The sequence below is a fragment of the Arthrobacter sp. NEB 688 genome (genome assembly GCF_013201035.1).
Classification (GTDB): Bacteria; Actinomycetota; Actinomycetes; order Actinomycetales; family Dermatophilaceae; genus Phycicoccus.
Window position 1 is genome coordinate 1,847,816 of record NZ_CP053707.1, and the last position, 14,210, is coordinate 1,862,025.

The 14,210-nt window shown below is 76.8% G+C and carries 11 protein-coding genes; 7 read left to right on the forward strand and 4 right to left on the reverse strand.

The genetic code is table 11. From position 1 onward, the window contains the following. Positions 1 to 8: 8 nt before the first annotated feature. Entirely contained in the window at positions 9 to 629 is a 621-nt protein-coding gene (locus tag HL663_RS08750; RefSeq protein WP_173027994.1) for a TetR/AcrR family transcriptional regulator, read from the reverse strand. A gap of 91 nt (positions 630 to 720) precedes the next feature. Here HL663_RS08750 and HL663_RS08755 point away from each other — a divergent pair, with 91 nt between their 5' ends. The 4 genes from HL663_RS08755 to HL663_RS08770 all read left to right on the forward strand — a co-directional run bounded on the left by HL663_RS08755 (position 721) and on the right by HL663_RS08770 (position 4,585). Next, complete coding sequence (locus tag HL663_RS08755) at positions 721 to 1,917, forward strand: ThiF family adenylyltransferase (protein WP_173027996.1); 1,197 nt, start codon at positions 721 to 723, stop codon at positions 1,915 to 1,917. A 2-nt stretch (positions 1,918 to 1,919) separates the two neighbouring features. After that, the gene (locus tag HL663_RS08760; RefSeq protein WP_173027998.1) at positions 1,920 to 2,354 is read left to right on the forward strand and encodes a DUF1810 domain-containing protein; all 435 of its coding nucleotides are present in this window, start codon (positions 1,920 to 1,922) and stop codon (positions 2,352 to 2,354) included. A gap of 88 nt (positions 2,355 to 2,442) precedes the next feature. Next, the gene (locus HL663_RS08765; RefSeq protein ID WP_173028000.1) at positions 2,443 to 2,991 is read left to right on the forward strand and encodes a shikimate kinase; all 549 of its coding nucleotides are present in this window, start codon (positions 2,443 to 2,445) and stop codon (positions 2,989 to 2,991) included. 151 nt (positions 2,992 to 3,142) lie between these two features. After that, the gene (locus HL663_RS08770) at positions 3,143 to 4,585 is read left to right on the forward strand and encodes an HNH endonuclease signature motif containing protein (RefSeq protein ID WP_173028002.1); all 1,443 of its coding nucleotides are present in this window, start codon (positions 3,143 to 3,145) and stop codon (positions 4,583 to 4,585) included. A gap of 9 nt (positions 4,586 to 4,594) precedes the next feature. Here the strand turns inward: HL663_RS08770 and HL663_RS08775 are convergent, their stop codons facing one another. Next, positions 4,595 to 5,326, reverse strand: coding sequence for a VOC family protein (locus HL663_RS08775; protein ID WP_173028004.1), 732 nt, complete (start codon positions 5,324 to 5,326; stop codon positions 4,595 to 4,597). Positions 5,327 to 5,459: 133 nt separating this feature from the next. On the opposite strand from HL663_RS08775, the gene HL663_RS08780 reads away from it, so the two are divergent. After that, positions 5,460 to 8,552 (forward strand): ATP-dependent helicase, encoded by a 3,093-nt coding sequence (locus tag HL663_RS08780; RefSeq protein ID WP_173028006.1) that lies wholly within the window; start codon positions 5,460 to 5,462, stop codon positions 8,550 to 8,552. After that, positions 8,549 to 11,830: an ATP-dependent helicase gene (locus tag HL663_RS08785; RefSeq protein ID WP_173028008.1), complete on the forward strand. Its 3,282-nt coding sequence runs from the start codon at positions 8,549 to 8,551 to the stop codon at positions 11,828 to 11,830. The genes HL663_RS08780 and HL663_RS08785 overlap by 4 nt, the downstream gene beginning before the upstream one ends. On the opposite strand, the gene HL663_RS08790 is transcribed toward HL663_RS08785, so the two are convergent. Beyond that, on the reverse strand, positions 11,802 to 12,944 hold the full coding sequence (locus tag HL663_RS08790) for a phosphotransferase (RefSeq protein WP_173028010.1): 1,143 nt from the start codon (positions 12,942 to 12,944) through the stop codon (positions 11,802 to 11,804). The two genes, HL663_RS08785 and HL663_RS08790, sit on opposite strands and share 29 nt — an antisense overlap. Before the next feature lie 38 nt (positions 12,945 to 12,982). Between HL663_RS08790 and nudC the strand changes: the two genes are divergently transcribed. Then, entirely contained in the window at positions 12,983 to 13,921 is a 939-nt protein-coding gene (gene nudC / locus HL663_RS08795) for an NAD(+) diphosphatase (RefSeq protein WP_173028012.1), read from the forward strand. 18 nt (positions 13,922 to 13,939) lie between these two features. On the opposite strand, the gene HL663_RS08800 is transcribed toward nudC, so the two are convergent. After that, on the reverse strand, positions 13,940 to 14,200 hold the full coding sequence (locus tag HL663_RS08800; protein WP_173028014.1) for a mycoredoxin: 261 nt from the start codon (positions 14,198 to 14,200) through the stop codon (positions 13,940 to 13,942). Positions 14,201 to 14,210: the final 10 nt, after the last annotated feature.

The following is a 14,210-nucleotide window of genomic DNA, read 5'->3' on the forward strand; positions in this document are numbered from 1 at the left end:
GCCGGGCGTCAGGCGCCGAGCTTGGGGAAGGAGCCGAGCCCGCGCCACGCGAGCGTGCTGATCGTCGCCGCGGCCTCGGCCTCGGGGATGTCGCCGTCCTGCGCGAGCCAGTGGCGGGCGGCGACCTGGGCCATCCCCGCGAGGGCCGAGCCGAGGAGGAGCGCCCGCTCGTCGTCGGCCCCGGTGTCCTCGGCGATGACCTCGGCGATGGCCTCGGCGCAGGCGAGCTCGACGGCGTCGAGGCGCGAGCGGACCTGGGGGACGCTCGTGAGGTCGGACTCGAAGACCATCCGGAAGGCCGCGTCCTCGCGCGTCACGAAGTCGAAGTAGGCCGCGACGGTGGCGCGCACCCGGGCCTCGTTGTCACCGGTGTCGGCCCCGAGGGCCCGGCGGACCAGCTGCTCGAGGGTGTCGCAGTGGGTGTCGAGGAGGGCGAGGTAGAGGTCGAGCTTGCCGGGGAAGTGCTGGTAGAGCACGGGCTTGGAGACGCCGGCGCGGTCGGCGATCTCGTCCATCGCGGCCGCGTGGTAGCCGGACTGGACGAACACGGCCTGGGCGGCCTCGAGCAGCTGCGCGCGGCGCTCGCTGCGCGGCATCCGCGAGCTGCGGGGGGTCGTGGTGCTGGTCATCGGGTCCTCCGGTGGTGGGCTCGCGCGTCATCCTACGGACGGGTAGCTCCCGGCCGGGGGCTGTGTCCCGCGCCGGTGCTAGGTTCGCGGCATGGCGCGACCCCCGCTGGTGCCGCCCGGCCCCGAGCTCACCGCCGCCGAGCGGACCCGCTTCGCCCGCCACCTCCTCCTGCCCGACCTCGGCCTCGACGGCCAGCGCCGGCTGCGGAACGCGCGGGTGCTCGTCGTGGGCGCGGGAGGGCTCGGCTCGCCCGCGCTGCTCTACCTCGCGGCCGCCGGCGTCGGCACGATCGGCGTCGTCGACGACGACGTCGTCGAGTCGACCAACCTCCAGCGGCAGGTCGTCCACGGCGTCGCCGACGTGGGCCGGGCCAAGGTCGACTCCGCCGCCGACGCCGTCGCCGCCATCTCGCCCGACACGGTGGTCGTGCGGCACGGCGGGCGGCTCGACGCGGTGACCGCGATGGACGTCCTCGCCGACTACGACCTCGTCCTCGACGGCGCCGACAACTTCCCGACCCGCTACCTCGTCGGCGACGCCTGCGCCCGGCTCGGCATCCCCCACGTCTGGGGGTCGGTGTACCGGTTCGACGGGCAGGTGTCGGTGTGGTGGGCCGGCGAGGGGCCCTGCTACGCCTGCGTCTTCCCGCAGCAGCCGCCGCCGGACGCCGTGCCGTCGTGCGCGGTCGGCGGCGTCCTGGGCGCGGTGTGCGCCTCCGTCGGGTCGGTCATGGCGACCGAGGCGGTCAAGCTCGTCACGGGCTCGGGCGAGGTGCTCGTCGGGCGGCTGCTCGTCCACGACGCCCTGCGCCAGACCTGGGACGCCGTGCCCGTGCGGCGCGACCCGGGGTGCCCGGTCTGCGGCGCCGGCGCGGCCGCGACGCGACCGCTCGGATGGGCGACGCAGCGCGAGGACGCCTGTGCGACAGCCGATCTGCCCGAGGTCGAGGCGCCGTCCCGGCCGTCGGTGGCGGTCGAGGAGCTCGCGCGGATGCTCGCCGACCGGGACGCGGGGCGCGCCGACTTCGTGCTGCTCGACGTCCGCGAGCCGGGGGAGCGCGACGTCGCGGCCATCCCGGGCTCGGTGCTGCTGCCGGTCGGCGAGGTGCGGGCCGGTGCGCCGGTGCCGGGTGGCGACGGGCGACGTGTCGTCGTGCACTGCAAGGCCGGCGGGCGCTCGGCCGAGGCCGTCGACCTCCTACGAGCCCGCGGGGTCGACGCCTGGGACGTGCCCGGCGGCATCCTCGCGTGGTCGCGCGACGTCGACCCGTCGGTGCCGGGGTACTGACCGTGCCCGGGTCGGCGGAGGGCCTCGAGCGGTTCGTCGAGGCTCAGGACTCCGGCGGGACGTACGCCGCCGCGCTCGCGGAGCTGCGGGCCGGGCGCAAGCGCTCGCACTGGATGTGGTTCGTGCTGCCGCAGGCCGCGGGGCTGGGTCGCAGCGCCATGGCGCAGCGATACGGGGTCCGCGGCGTGGCCGAGGCGCGGGCCTACCTCGACCACCCGGTCCTGGGGCCGCGGCTGCTCGCGTGCGTCGAGGCCCTGCTCGCCCAGCCGGGGTCGGACGCCGAGGAGGTGCTCGGCGGCATCGACGCCGTCAAGCTGCGCTCGTCGATGACGCTCTTCGCGGTGGCCGCGGGGGAGGGCGCCGACGCGCCGTTCCGCGCGGTGCTGCGGCAGTACTTCGGCGGCGTCGAGGACCCCGAGACCCTTCGCCGCCTCTGATGCGCGTGTCGGTGCTCGGCGCAGACGTTTTCGAACGGGAGGGGGCGAGATGACGATGGGTCGGCCGTCACCGCCGGCAGGACCGTGGATGGTCCTGACCGGTCCCGCGGGCGCGGGCAAGACCACCGTGGGGCGGGAGGTCGCGTCCGTGGTGGAGCGGCCTTTCGTCGACCTGGACGCCGTCGCCGAGGAGTACTACGCGGAGGCGGGGTGGAGCCTCGCGAGGCTCCGGACCCGCATCGCCGCCGTCGGACGCCGCGCCGCCGAGACCGAGTGGGAGCCTGCACGAGCCCACGCGGTGGTGCGTGCCGCCGCCGACCACCCCGGGTCCGTCCTCGCGCTGGGCGCCGGTCACACCTGCTACACCGACGCCGGTCGGCTGGCCACGGTCCGCGCCGCCCTGAGGCGTTCCGCGGATGTCGTCCGCCTGCTGCCCTCGCCGGACCGCGACACGTCGTTGAGGGTGCTGCGACACCGATGCCTGACGGGCAAGGACAGGTCGTGGGTGATCGACGGGCACGACTTCCTCGCCCAGTGGCTCGACGACCCGGCCGCGCAGCTGCTCTCGACCCGGACCGTCTACACCGGCGGCGAGACGGTCGCCGACACCGCGAGGCTCCTGCTCCGAGGCGCCTGACCGCGGGCTGGAGGTCGGTCGATCAGGCACTGGTCGGATCGAGAGCGGCCCGCTGCTGATCGCTGCGATCTTGTTCTGCGCAAGGTGATTTGGTCGTCCACAGGTGGTTGCCGGCCCTTGTCCGTCGAACGTGCGTTCGATATGATGAAGTATGGATACCGAGGCCCTCTCCCGCCGCGTCGCGGCGCTGCGTGAGGAGTGCGCGCGGCCGGGTCGTGAGCTGGTCGAGGGTGGTCACGTCCTGTCCGCGGAGGAGGCGTTCGCGCTGGCCGGTGAGGCACAGGGGTTGGTGAACGCGGCGGATGCGTTGGTCGCGGTGGCGGGGGCGTGGGGTGCACGGGTGGAGACGACGGTGCGGTCGGGCTCGTGGGAGCGGGTGCATCCGGTGGGGTTCGTCGACGCGATGGCCGCGACCCGGATGTCGTTGGCGACGGGTCTGACCGAGGGGCTGGCGGGCCGGAAGGTGGCGCTGGGCGCGGCGGTGGGTGAGCGGTTCCCGCTGGTGCGTGACCTGTTGGTCGCTGGCGACGTGGCCACCGCGAACGTGCAGAAGATCCTCGACGCCCGCGCAGGGCTGGACGTGGAGGCCTGTGTGCGGGTGGATGCGGAGCTCGCGCCGCGGCTGGCGGGCATGGACCCGGCCCGGGTCGCGGGTGAGGCGCGCAGGGTGGCCACGCGGGTGGCGGCCGACCAGGTCGCGGCGCACGTGGCGTTGCGCAGGCGTGGCCGGTGTGTGGAGGTCCGTCCCGGGGAGGACGGCCTGACCGACTGGTTCGCGTCCCTGCCGACCGCGACGTCCTCGGCGATGTGGGCGGCGGTCGAGGAGCTGGCCGGCGAGTACCGGCAGACCGACGACGGGTTGTCGGTGCCGGAGTCCCGCGCGGACGCGCTGGCCGACCTGGTGCTGCGAAACGTCAAGGTCACCGCGCAGGTGACCCTCGGGGTGCCGGTCGTGAGCGACCGGTCAGCGCCGGAGCAGGCGGCGGGGACGCGGTTCCGGGTGGAGTGGGACGACGACGACACGCTCGTCGACGCGACCACCGGTGAGGTCGTGCGGTACGGCGACCTGGACGCGGAGTCCCGCGAGGAGCTGTCGTGGCTGGAGGAGCCCGCCGACCTCGACGTCGACGGGTTGCTCCTGCAGGCCGAGGTCACGCCCGGGTACGCGGTGTCCGGGACGCAGCTGCCCGGCCTCGGGTGGGTCGAGCCCGCGACGCTGGCCAACATCTTGCGGCTCCTACCGGTCGAGGTCTCCCGAGCGGTCCTCGAGGCCGACACCGGCACCCTCGCCTCCCACACGAGCAGCGCGTACAAGCCACCGAAGGCGATCAGCGACTTCGTCAAGACCCGGGACGGGACGTGCCGGATGTGGGGCTGCGCCCGACCCGCCGAACGGTGCGACCTCGACCACGTCCGTCCCTGGCCCACCGGGCAGACCACCCCCACCGGGCTCGAGTCCCTGTGCCGGCGCCATCACCGCTTCAAGCAACAAGGACGGTGGCGACCCACCCTCGCCCCGGACGGCACCGTCACCTGGCACGGACCCGACGGCGCCACCCGCACCACCGAACCCCAGCACCGCACCAGCGGCTGAGCCCGGGCGTCAGCGAGCCGGGAGGACGACGAGCTCGGTGCCGGAGGGGTCGGTCATGGTGACCGAGTCGCCCTCGGCAAGAACGGCATCCGCACGGGTGGCGCCCAGGCGCTCGAGCTCGGCCACGGCGTCCTCGAGGTCGGAACCGGGCGCCGCAGCGACCTCCAGCCGGAGACGGCTCGCACCGTCCTTCGGCGCCACCGGGCCGCCGCCCCAGGCGACCTTCGTCCCACCGGCAGGGGACTGGACCGCGGTCTCGTCGTCCTGGTCCCACACGAGCGGCCAGCCGAGCGCCTCGCTCCAGAACACGCCGGTCGACCGACCGCCGTCGCCGGCGACCTCGCCGAGCCGACCGGTGCCCGCGAGGAAGCGGTTCCAGGGCGGGATGACGCACAGCGCGTTCCCCTCCGGGTCGGCGAGGACGACGTGCTCCTCGTCGGCCGCCTGTCCCACGTCGAGGTGCCAGCCACCCAGGGTGAGGACGCGCTCGACCGTCTCCGCCATGTCGTCCGTCGAGGTGCTCGTCACGTGCAGGTGGTACCGGCTCGACGCACCCGCGGCACCCGGCCCGCCGGCCGAGGGGCGGACGCGCAGCGGCACGCACAGCGCGTCCGACGGCACGAGCGTGCGGGCGCCCGGACGGTCCTGCACCACCGTCCAGCCGAGCAGGGCGGACCAGAACGCGGCGAGCCGCGCGGGGTCCTCGGCGTCGATCGTCAGGGCCTCGAGGTGCAGTGGCACGGCCGGTCCTCCCTGTCGTCGGTGGTCCCGCGACGGTAGGAGCGCGGCCGTCCCCACCGCAACGAGATTGCCGACCCCCCACGGCGCCGCCCCGGGGCGCGCGGGTGTCGGGGGGACGTGGTGGAATCGCGACGTGCTCGTCCTCCGCCGCCCCGCCACCGCCTCGGTGGCCGAGCCGGCCCTCGACCCGCAGCAGCGGGCCGCCGTCGACGCCGACGACCTCGTGGTCCGCGTCCTCGGGGCACCCGGCACGGGGACGAGCACGGTGGCGGTCGAGCGCGTGGTGCGTGCCGTCCGGGACGGGGCCCCCGCCGACTCCTGCCTGCTGCTCGCCCCGACCCGCCTCGCGGCCGCCCGCCTGCGCGACGTCGTCACCGCCCGCCTCGGCGGCACGACCTCGACCCCGCTCGCGCGCACCCACCAGTCCTTCGGCTTCGGGGTGCTGCGCGAGGCCGCGGCCCTCGTCGGCGACCCCGCACCCCGCCTGCTCAGCGGCCCGGAGCAGGACGTCATCCTCCGCGAGCTCCTCGCCGGCCACGCGAGCGGCGAGGCACCGACCCCGCCCTGGCCCGCGTCGGTCCGCCCGGCGCTCGCGACGCGCGGCTTCCGCGCCGAGCTGCGCGACCTGCTGATGCGCGCCCTCGAGCTCGGCCTCACCCCGCCCGACCTCGAGCGGCTCGGTCACGAGCACGGCGTGCCCGAGTGGGTCGCGGGGGCCGCCGTCCTCGCCGAGTACGAGGACGTCACGGCCCTGTCCGCCCCCGGCGCCTGGGACCCCGCGACCGTGCTCACCGCCGCGGCCGACCTCCTCGAGGAGGACCCCGACGCCCTCGACCGGATGCGCGCCCGGCTGCGCCTCGTCGTCGTCGACGACGCCCAGGAGCTGACGCCGGCCGCCGTGCGCCTGCTCACGGTGCTCACACGGGGCAGCGGCATCCCGCTCCTGCTGGCCGGCGACCCCGACGCCGCCACCCAGACCTTCCGCGGCGCCGACCCGCGCCTCGTCGTCACCGCCTGGCCGCAGGCCGCGGCGCACGTCCTGCGCACGGGCCACCGCTGCACGCCGGCGCTCTCCCGCGCCGCGAGCCGGGTCGTCGCCCACGTCGGCGTCGTCGGTGGCGCGGCCCACCGGGGGCCCGAGCCCGTCCCCGGCGAGGGGGCCGTCGAGGCGCACCTGCTGCGCACCGGCGCCCAGGAGTCGGCCTTCGTGGCCGGGCTGCTGCGCGAGGCCCACCTGCTGCACGGGCTCCCGTGGTCCCGGATGGCCGTCGTCGTCCGCGGCGGCTCGCGCACGGCCTCGCTGCGCCGGGTGCTGCGCTCCTCGGGCGTCCCCGTCGACACCGCGACGGCCGAGCTGCCGGTGCGCGACGAGGTCGCCGTCCGGCCCTTGCTGACCCTCCTCGGCTGCGCGCTCGAGGTCGCCGCCGGCGCGGACGAGCTCGACCCCGACACGGTCGTCGACGTCCTCGCCTCGCCCCTCGGCGGCGCCGACGCCGTCGGCCTGCGGCGGCTGCGCCGGTCGCTGCGTCGCCTCGAGCTGGACTCCGGCGGGGGCCGCACGAGCGACGCGCTCCTCGCCGAGTCCGTCCTCACCCCGGCCGCGCTCGACCACGTCGGCCCCGAGGCCCGTCCGGCCCGCCGGGTCCACCGGGTGCTCGCCGCCGGGGTCGAGGCCCTGCGCGACGGGCTCGGCGTCGAGGAGGTCCTCTGGGCGATGTGGTCGGCCGCCGGCCTCGCCGACACCTGGCGCGAGGCGGCCCTCGCCGGGGGTTCGGCCGGGCAGCGCGCCGACCGCGACCTCGACGCCCTCATCGGTCTGTTCGACGCGGCCGCCCGGTACGTCGACCGGCTGCCCGGCGCCCGGCCCGCCGACTTCCTCGAGCACCTGCGCGGCCAGGAGGTCGCCGGCGACACGCTCGCCGCCCGGGCGGTGGCCGGCGAGGCCGTCGCCCTCCTCACCCCGGCGGCCGCCGCCGGTCTCGAGTGGGACCTCGTCGTCGTCGCGGGCGTGCAGGAGGGCGCCTGGCCCGACCTGCGCCTGCGCGGGTCGATGCTGCGCTCCACCGACCTCGTCGACGTCGTCACCGGCCGCGACCCCTCGCCGCGTGCGGCCCGCACCCAGGTCGCCCACGACGAGACGCGCCTGTTCCACGTGGCCGCGACCCGCGCGCGCCACCGCCTCGTCGTCACCGCCGTGCGCAGCGAGGACGAGCAGCCCTCGCCCTACCTCGACGTCGTCGACCCGCGCCCGGACGCCCGCCCGCTCACCGACGTGCCCCGCCCGCTGACGCTGCCCGGCCTCGTCGCCGAGCTGCGCCGCTCGCTCGTCGACCCGGACCCGGCCCTGCGCGGCGCCGCCGTCACGACCCTCGGGCGCCTCGCCCGGGCCGGCGTCCCCGGCGCCGACCCCGCCCAGTGGTGGGCCCTGCGCGGCACGACCGACGACCGCCCCCGCCGCGCCCCCGACGCGCCCGTCCGCGTCTCGCCGTCGATGGTCGACCGCTTCGGGCAGTGCGGCCTCCAGTGGCTGCTGCGCACGAGCGGCGGCGACGGACCCTCGATGGGCGCGCAGGACATCGGCACGCTCGTCCACGAGGTCGCCCACGACCTCGGCGACACCGACGCCGCCACCTACGCCGCCGAGCTCGAGCGGCGGTGGGGCCGGCTCGGGCTCCCCCCGGGCTGGCTCTCGCGGCGCGACCTCGGCCGGGCCCGCGAGATGACCGCCCGGTTGGCCGCCCACCACCGCGAGGCGAGCGCCGAGGGCTGGCGCCGCGCGGCCTCCGAGGAGCGGATGCGGGTCGCCCTCGGGCGGGCCGTCGTCTCCGGCACCGTCGACCGCATCGAGGTCGGGCCCGGGGGAGCGGTGCGCGTCATCGACCTCAAGACCGGCTCGCGCAAGCCGACCAAGGACGAGCTGACCCGCCACGGCCAGCTCGGCGCCTACCAGCTCGCCGTCGAGGAGGGGGCGTTCGCGGCCCACGGCAGCGGCTCCGGCGGCGCCGCCCTCCTCCAGCTCGGCCGGGCCGCCAACCGCACGACGACCCTGCAGGTCCAGGCCCCGCTCGCCGACGACCCCGAGCCGACCTGGGCCCGCGACCTCGTGGCGCGCACGGCCGAGGGGATGGCCGCCGCCACCTTCGCGGCGACGCCCTCCCGCGACGTCTGCGGCACCTGCCAGGTCAAGGACTCCTGCCCGACCCAGCCCGAGGGGCGACGCCTGTGACGACCACCGGACCGGTTGCGGCACAGGCGCCCCCGCGCTGGAGCGCGGTCGGCCTCGCCCACGCACTCGGCCAGTCGTACGCCCCCACCGCCGAGCAGGCGGCGGTCATCGAGGCCCCGCTGCGACCGCTGCTCGTCGTCGCCGGGGCCGGCTCGGGCAAGACCGAGACGATGGCCGCCCGCGTCGTCTGGCTCGTCGCCAACGGGCTCGTGCGCCCCGACGAGGTCCTCGGCCTGACCTTCACCCGCAAGGCCGCGGGCGAGCTCTCCGAGCGGCTGGCGGCCCGCCTCGCGACCCTGCGCGACGCCGGGCTGTGGACCCCCGAGCCGGAGGCCGGCGCCGCCGTGCTCGACGACACCCCGACCGTCTCGACCTACCACGCGTACGCCGGGCGGATCGTGCGCGAGCACGGCCTGCGCCTCGGCGTCGAGCCCGAGAGCCGGCTGCTCACCGAGGCCGCCGCCTGGCAGTTCGCGCACGAGGCCGTCGTCGCGTGGGACGGGCCGATGGACGCGGTCGACAAGGCCGAGTCGACCGTCACGACCGCCGTCGTCGACCTCGCGGGCGAGATGGCCGAGCACCTCGTCGAGCCGCGACAGGTCGCCGCGCACCTCGCCGAGGTCGTCGAGGCGCTCGAGTCCCTGACGAAGCCCGAGGGCTCGCGCAAGCGCACGAACCCGATGCGCGACACCGTCGAGGTCCTGCGCGCCCGCGCCGCCGTCGTGCCCCTCGTCGAGGCGTACCACGCGCTCAAGCGCTCGCGCGACGCGATGGACTTCGCCGACCAGGTGGCCCTCGCGGCGCGCCTGGCCCTCACCGTCCCCGAGGTCGGGGCGGCCGAGCGCCAGCGTTTCCGGGCGGTCCTCCTCGACGAGTTCCAGGACACCTCCGAGGCCCAGCTCCAGCTCCTGCGCGCCCTGTTCGTCGCCGACGGCGAGCCCGTCCCGGTCACCGCCGTCGGCGACCCGCACCAGTCGATCTACGGGTGGCGCGGCGCCTCGTCGACGACGCTCGACCGCTTCCGCTCCGACTTCCGCGACCCCGCCCCGGCCGACGTCCTGCACCTCTCGACGAGCTGGCGCAACGACCGGGCCGTCCTCGCCGCCGCCAACGTCGTCGCCGACCCCCTCGCGACGACGACGCGCGTCCCCGTCGAGCGCCTCGTCGAGCGGCCCGGCGCCGGCCCCGGCCACGTCGCCGTCGCCCGCCTGGGCACCCTCGAGGAGGAGGCCCGCCACGTCGTCGGCTGGCTGGGCTCCCGGATGGCCCGGCCCGGCCGGCGCACGGCGGCGGTGCTGTGCCGCAAGCGTTCCCAGTTCGACCCCGTCGTCGAGGCGCTCGAGGAGGCCGGGCTCCCGTACGAGGTCGTCGGCCTCGGCGGGCTCCTGCACACCCCCGAGGTCGCGGACCTCGTCGCCCTGCTCCACGTCGTCGCCGACCCCACCCGCGGCGACCGGCTGATGCGCCTGCTCACCGGCCCGTCGTGCCGGCTCGGCGCCGCCGACCTCGACGGCCTCGGCGAGTGGGCCCGGGTGCGCCAGGGCGGCCACCGCCCCGAGCGGGGGGCCGACCTCGCCCCGGACGCCGCCGACGCGGTGAGCATCGTCGAGGCGCTCGACGCCCTGCCGCGGCCCGACTGGGTGGGGGAGGAGGGCCAGCGTCTCGCCCCCGCGGCGCTGACCCGGCTGGCCGGACTCGGGGCCTGCGTGCGCCGGCTGCGCGGCCTGACCGGCCTCGGGCTGCCCGAGCTCGTCAGCGAGGCCGAGGTCGCGCTCGGCCTCGACATCGAGGTGCTCGCGCGACCGGGGTACTCCACCGGGGCCGCGCGCGCCCACCTCGACGCCTTCGCCGATGTCGCCGCCACCTTCGCCGCGAGCGCCGACCGCCCCGGCCTCGGCGGCTTCCTCGCGTGGCTCGAGGCCGCCGTCGACGAGGAGCGCGGCCTCGACCTCGGCTGGGTCGAGGCCCGGCCCGACGCCGTCCAGGTGATGACCGTCCACGCGGCCAAGGGCCTGGAGTGGGACGTCGTCGCCGTCCCCGGCCTCGTCGAGTCCTCCTTCCCGGCGCACTCCGCCACCCAGAGCCGCCCCCTCGGCGAGGTCTGGGGCCACGGCGACCCCAACGACAAGGCGTGGCTCGTCGGCCTCGCGGCCCTGCCGCACGACCTGCGCGGCGACCGCGCCGGCCTGCCCCGCTTCGGGTGGGCCGACGACCACGACTGGGAGAGCGCCGCCGAGGCCCTCACGCGGTTCACGGCCGCCTCTGCCGACCACGGCGTCGCCGAGGAGCGGCGCCTGGCCTACGTCGCGACGACGCGGGCGCGCCTCGACCTGCTCCTCACCGCGCACGTGTGGGGCACCGCCGCGTCCCCGCGCGTCACCTCGCGCTTCCTCGAGGAGGTGCGCGGCCTCCCCGGTGTCGCGCCCGGCCCGTGGGCCGACCTGCCGCCCACCGACGACCCGAAGCCCCAGAACCCGCGCACCGCCGAGTCCGTGACGACCGCGTGGCCGACCCCCGACCACGTGGCCCGCCGCGAGCTGCTCCTGGGCCCGGCGCGCGAGGTCGTCGCGGCCGCCGCCGACCCGCAGCCCCTCACGGGGTCGGGGCCGTGGGACGCCGAGGTGCGGATGCTCCTCGACGAGCGCGGCCGCCGCCGCGACGGCGCCGACGTCGACGTCGTCCTCCCGGCGCACCTGTCGACCTCCGCGCTCGTCTCGCTCGCCGAGGACCCCGAGGCGTACACGAGCCGGCTGCGCCGCCCGATGCCCCAGCCGCCCGCGCTCGCGGCCCGCCGCGGCACGGCGTTCCACGCGTGGGTCGAGGAGCACTACTCGCGCGCGGCCATCGTCGACGTCGACGCCCTGCCGGGGTTCGCCGACGACGACGCCGGGCCGGAGGACCTCACGGACCTGCGGGAGGCCTTCCTCGCCTCCGAGTGGGCCGGGCGCACGCCGCTCGAGGTCGAGACGAGCGTCGAGACCGTCCTCGACGGCATCGCCGTGCGCGGGCGCATCGACGCCGTCTTCGCGGGCCACGGGGCCGACGGCGAGCCGGAGTGGACGGTCGTCGACTGGAAGACCGGGCAGCCGGCCACCGGCGCCCGGTCGCGGGCCCGCGCGGTGCAGCTCGGGGCCTACCGGCTGGCGTGGGCGCGGCTGCGCGGGGTCGACCCGCAGCGGGTGCGGGGGGCGTTCTTCCACGCGGCCACGGGCGAGACGGTGTGGCCGGACCTGCCGGACGAGGCCGAGCTCAGCCGAGTCCTCGCCGCGGCTCGCTGACCTCGTCGGCCGTCTCGGTCGCGTCGGTCACCTCGTCCTCGGGGTCCGCCGCCTCGTCGCGCACGACCTCCGGCAGCTCGTCCTCGTCGTCGTCGTCGACGACGAGCGCCGGCGGGGGCGCCGGGCGCGAGCGCGGGCTGACCGGGGCGAGCGAGGTGCGGCGGTAGTCGTCCTCGCCGCGCTCCATCGCCGCGTGCACCGAGGCGTCCAGGCGCCGCAGCTGGGTCGAGAGCACCTCGACGGCCGGGACGTCCTGACGGGCGAGGGCGCCGGTGAGGCGGCCGAGCATCCGCAGCTCGGCACCGAGCCGGGCCCGCACGAGGAGGTTGGGGTCCGGGCGCTCGACGCGGACGTGGGCGTACGCCTCGAGGACGGTGTCGACGGCCTCCGGGGACGCCTCGGCGACGAGGGCCGCGAAGTCGTCGGCGGGGTCGGCGACCTTGGCGTCCTCCCAGCCCGTCATGGCCTTGACCCGGCCGGAGGCGGCGTCCTGCTGGTCCTCGAAGACCGCGAGGACCTCCTCGCCGCCGAGGTCGCCGTGGGTGGGGGTCGCCGCGAAGCGCCACAGCGCGACGTCCTCGAGGGCCTCCTCCCAGCGGGTGAGCAGGGTGGTCGGCACGCGGCCGGTCTCGGCGGCGCGGTCGAGCTCGGTGAGGCGGCGGGTGCGGTAGGCGTCGGCGTCGTAGGCCGGCAGCCCGGCCTCCTCGAACAGCGCGGGGTCGGTGTTGTGCAGCGCCCCGATCGCCCGGCCGAGCTCGGCCGCGAGACCCGGTCCGGCGGGCAGGGCCGAGAGCTCGAGCGGGTGGCCCGGCAGGAAGGGGTAGACGGCCGCGCGACCGCCCGTGCCGAGGGCGACGAAGCCCCGGGGTGCGGGGACGGCGAAGGGCAGCCGGCGGGCGAGCAGCCCGAGCAGCGCCACGGAGCGGTCCATCTCGGCGCCCGCGACCTCGGTGCGCGGCACGCGCACCACCCAGCGGCGGTGCTCCTGGTCCTCGACGAAGGCGACGTCGAACGCCTGACCGGGCAGGCTGGGGAGTGCCTCGACGCTCACCGGGTCCAGTCCCGGGACGGCGGCACTCGCCAGGGCGGCGAGTTGTGCGGGGCTGCGGTCCACGTGCCCCACGGTAGGCGGTGCCCGGCACCTAGGCTGGGATGGTGGCCCGTGCCGAGCGAACTCTTCCCGACGTCGCCCTCACCCGGCGCACCCTCGAGCGTCACGCGGAGCGCCGCGGCGACCCCACGCTCCTGACCCGCCTCCTCGCGGACCCCTCCTCCCGGGTGGTCCACCTGTGCGGCGACCGGGCGCCGGTCACCACCGACGACGACGGGGTCGTGCGGGTGTCGACCCGCGCGCCGGTGGCCGCGGACGCCGAGCACCTCGTGCTCTACCTCGGCGAGCACGAGGGTGCCCAGTACCTCGCCGTCGTCGAGCCCACGCCCGAGGGACAGGAGCCGGTCGCGGGCACGGCCACGCTGCGCGAGGTCGGGGCCCACGTCGACGACCTCGGGGCGGCGCTGTTCGCGGCGACCCTCGCGCTCGCCAACTGGCACCGCGTCCACGGCTTCTGCCCGCGCTGCGGGGCCCGCACCGAGCCGGTGCAGGCGGGCTGGGTCCGCCGGTGCGTCGCCGACGGCAGCGAGCACTACCCGCGCACGGACGCCGCCGTCATCATGGCGGTCGTCGACGACGACGGCCGGATCCTCCTCGCCCGCGGGCGGGGCTTCCGCACCAAGGGGATGTCGGTGCTCGCCGGCTTCGTCGAGCCCGGCGAGACGCTCGCCGCCGCCGTCGCCCGCGAGGTGGCGGAGGAGGTCGGCCTCGAGGTCGACGACGTCCGCTACCTCGGGGACCAGCCCTGGCCCTTCCCCTCCTCGCTCATGGTCGGGTTCACCGCCCGGGCGCGCGCCACGGACCTGCGCCTGCAGGAGGACGAGATCGCGGAGGCGCGCTGGTTCACCCGCGAGGAGCTCGCGGCGGCGGTCGCCGACGGCTCGGTCGCCGTGCCGGGGCGGGTCTCCATCGCCCGGCGCATCGTCGAGCACTGGTACGGCGGCCCGATCGAGGCGCCCGAGGTCACCTCGATGCGCTGAGCCGCGCGGCGCCGGATGTCAGCCGAGGCGGCTGCGCACCTCGGCGAGCGAGGGGTTCGTGGCGGCGCTGCCGTCCGGGAAGAGGACGGTCGGCACGGTCTGGTTGCCGCCGTTGACGAGCATGACGAAGTCGGCGGCGTCGGGCTTGCGCTCGATGTCGACCTCGGTGAACTCGATGCCCTCGCGCTCCATCTGGGACTTCAGCCGGCGGCAGTAGCCGCACCAGGTGGTCGTGAACATCGTGACGGTGCCGGGGGCCGGGTTCGTGGGGGCGCTCATGCCGTCGTCA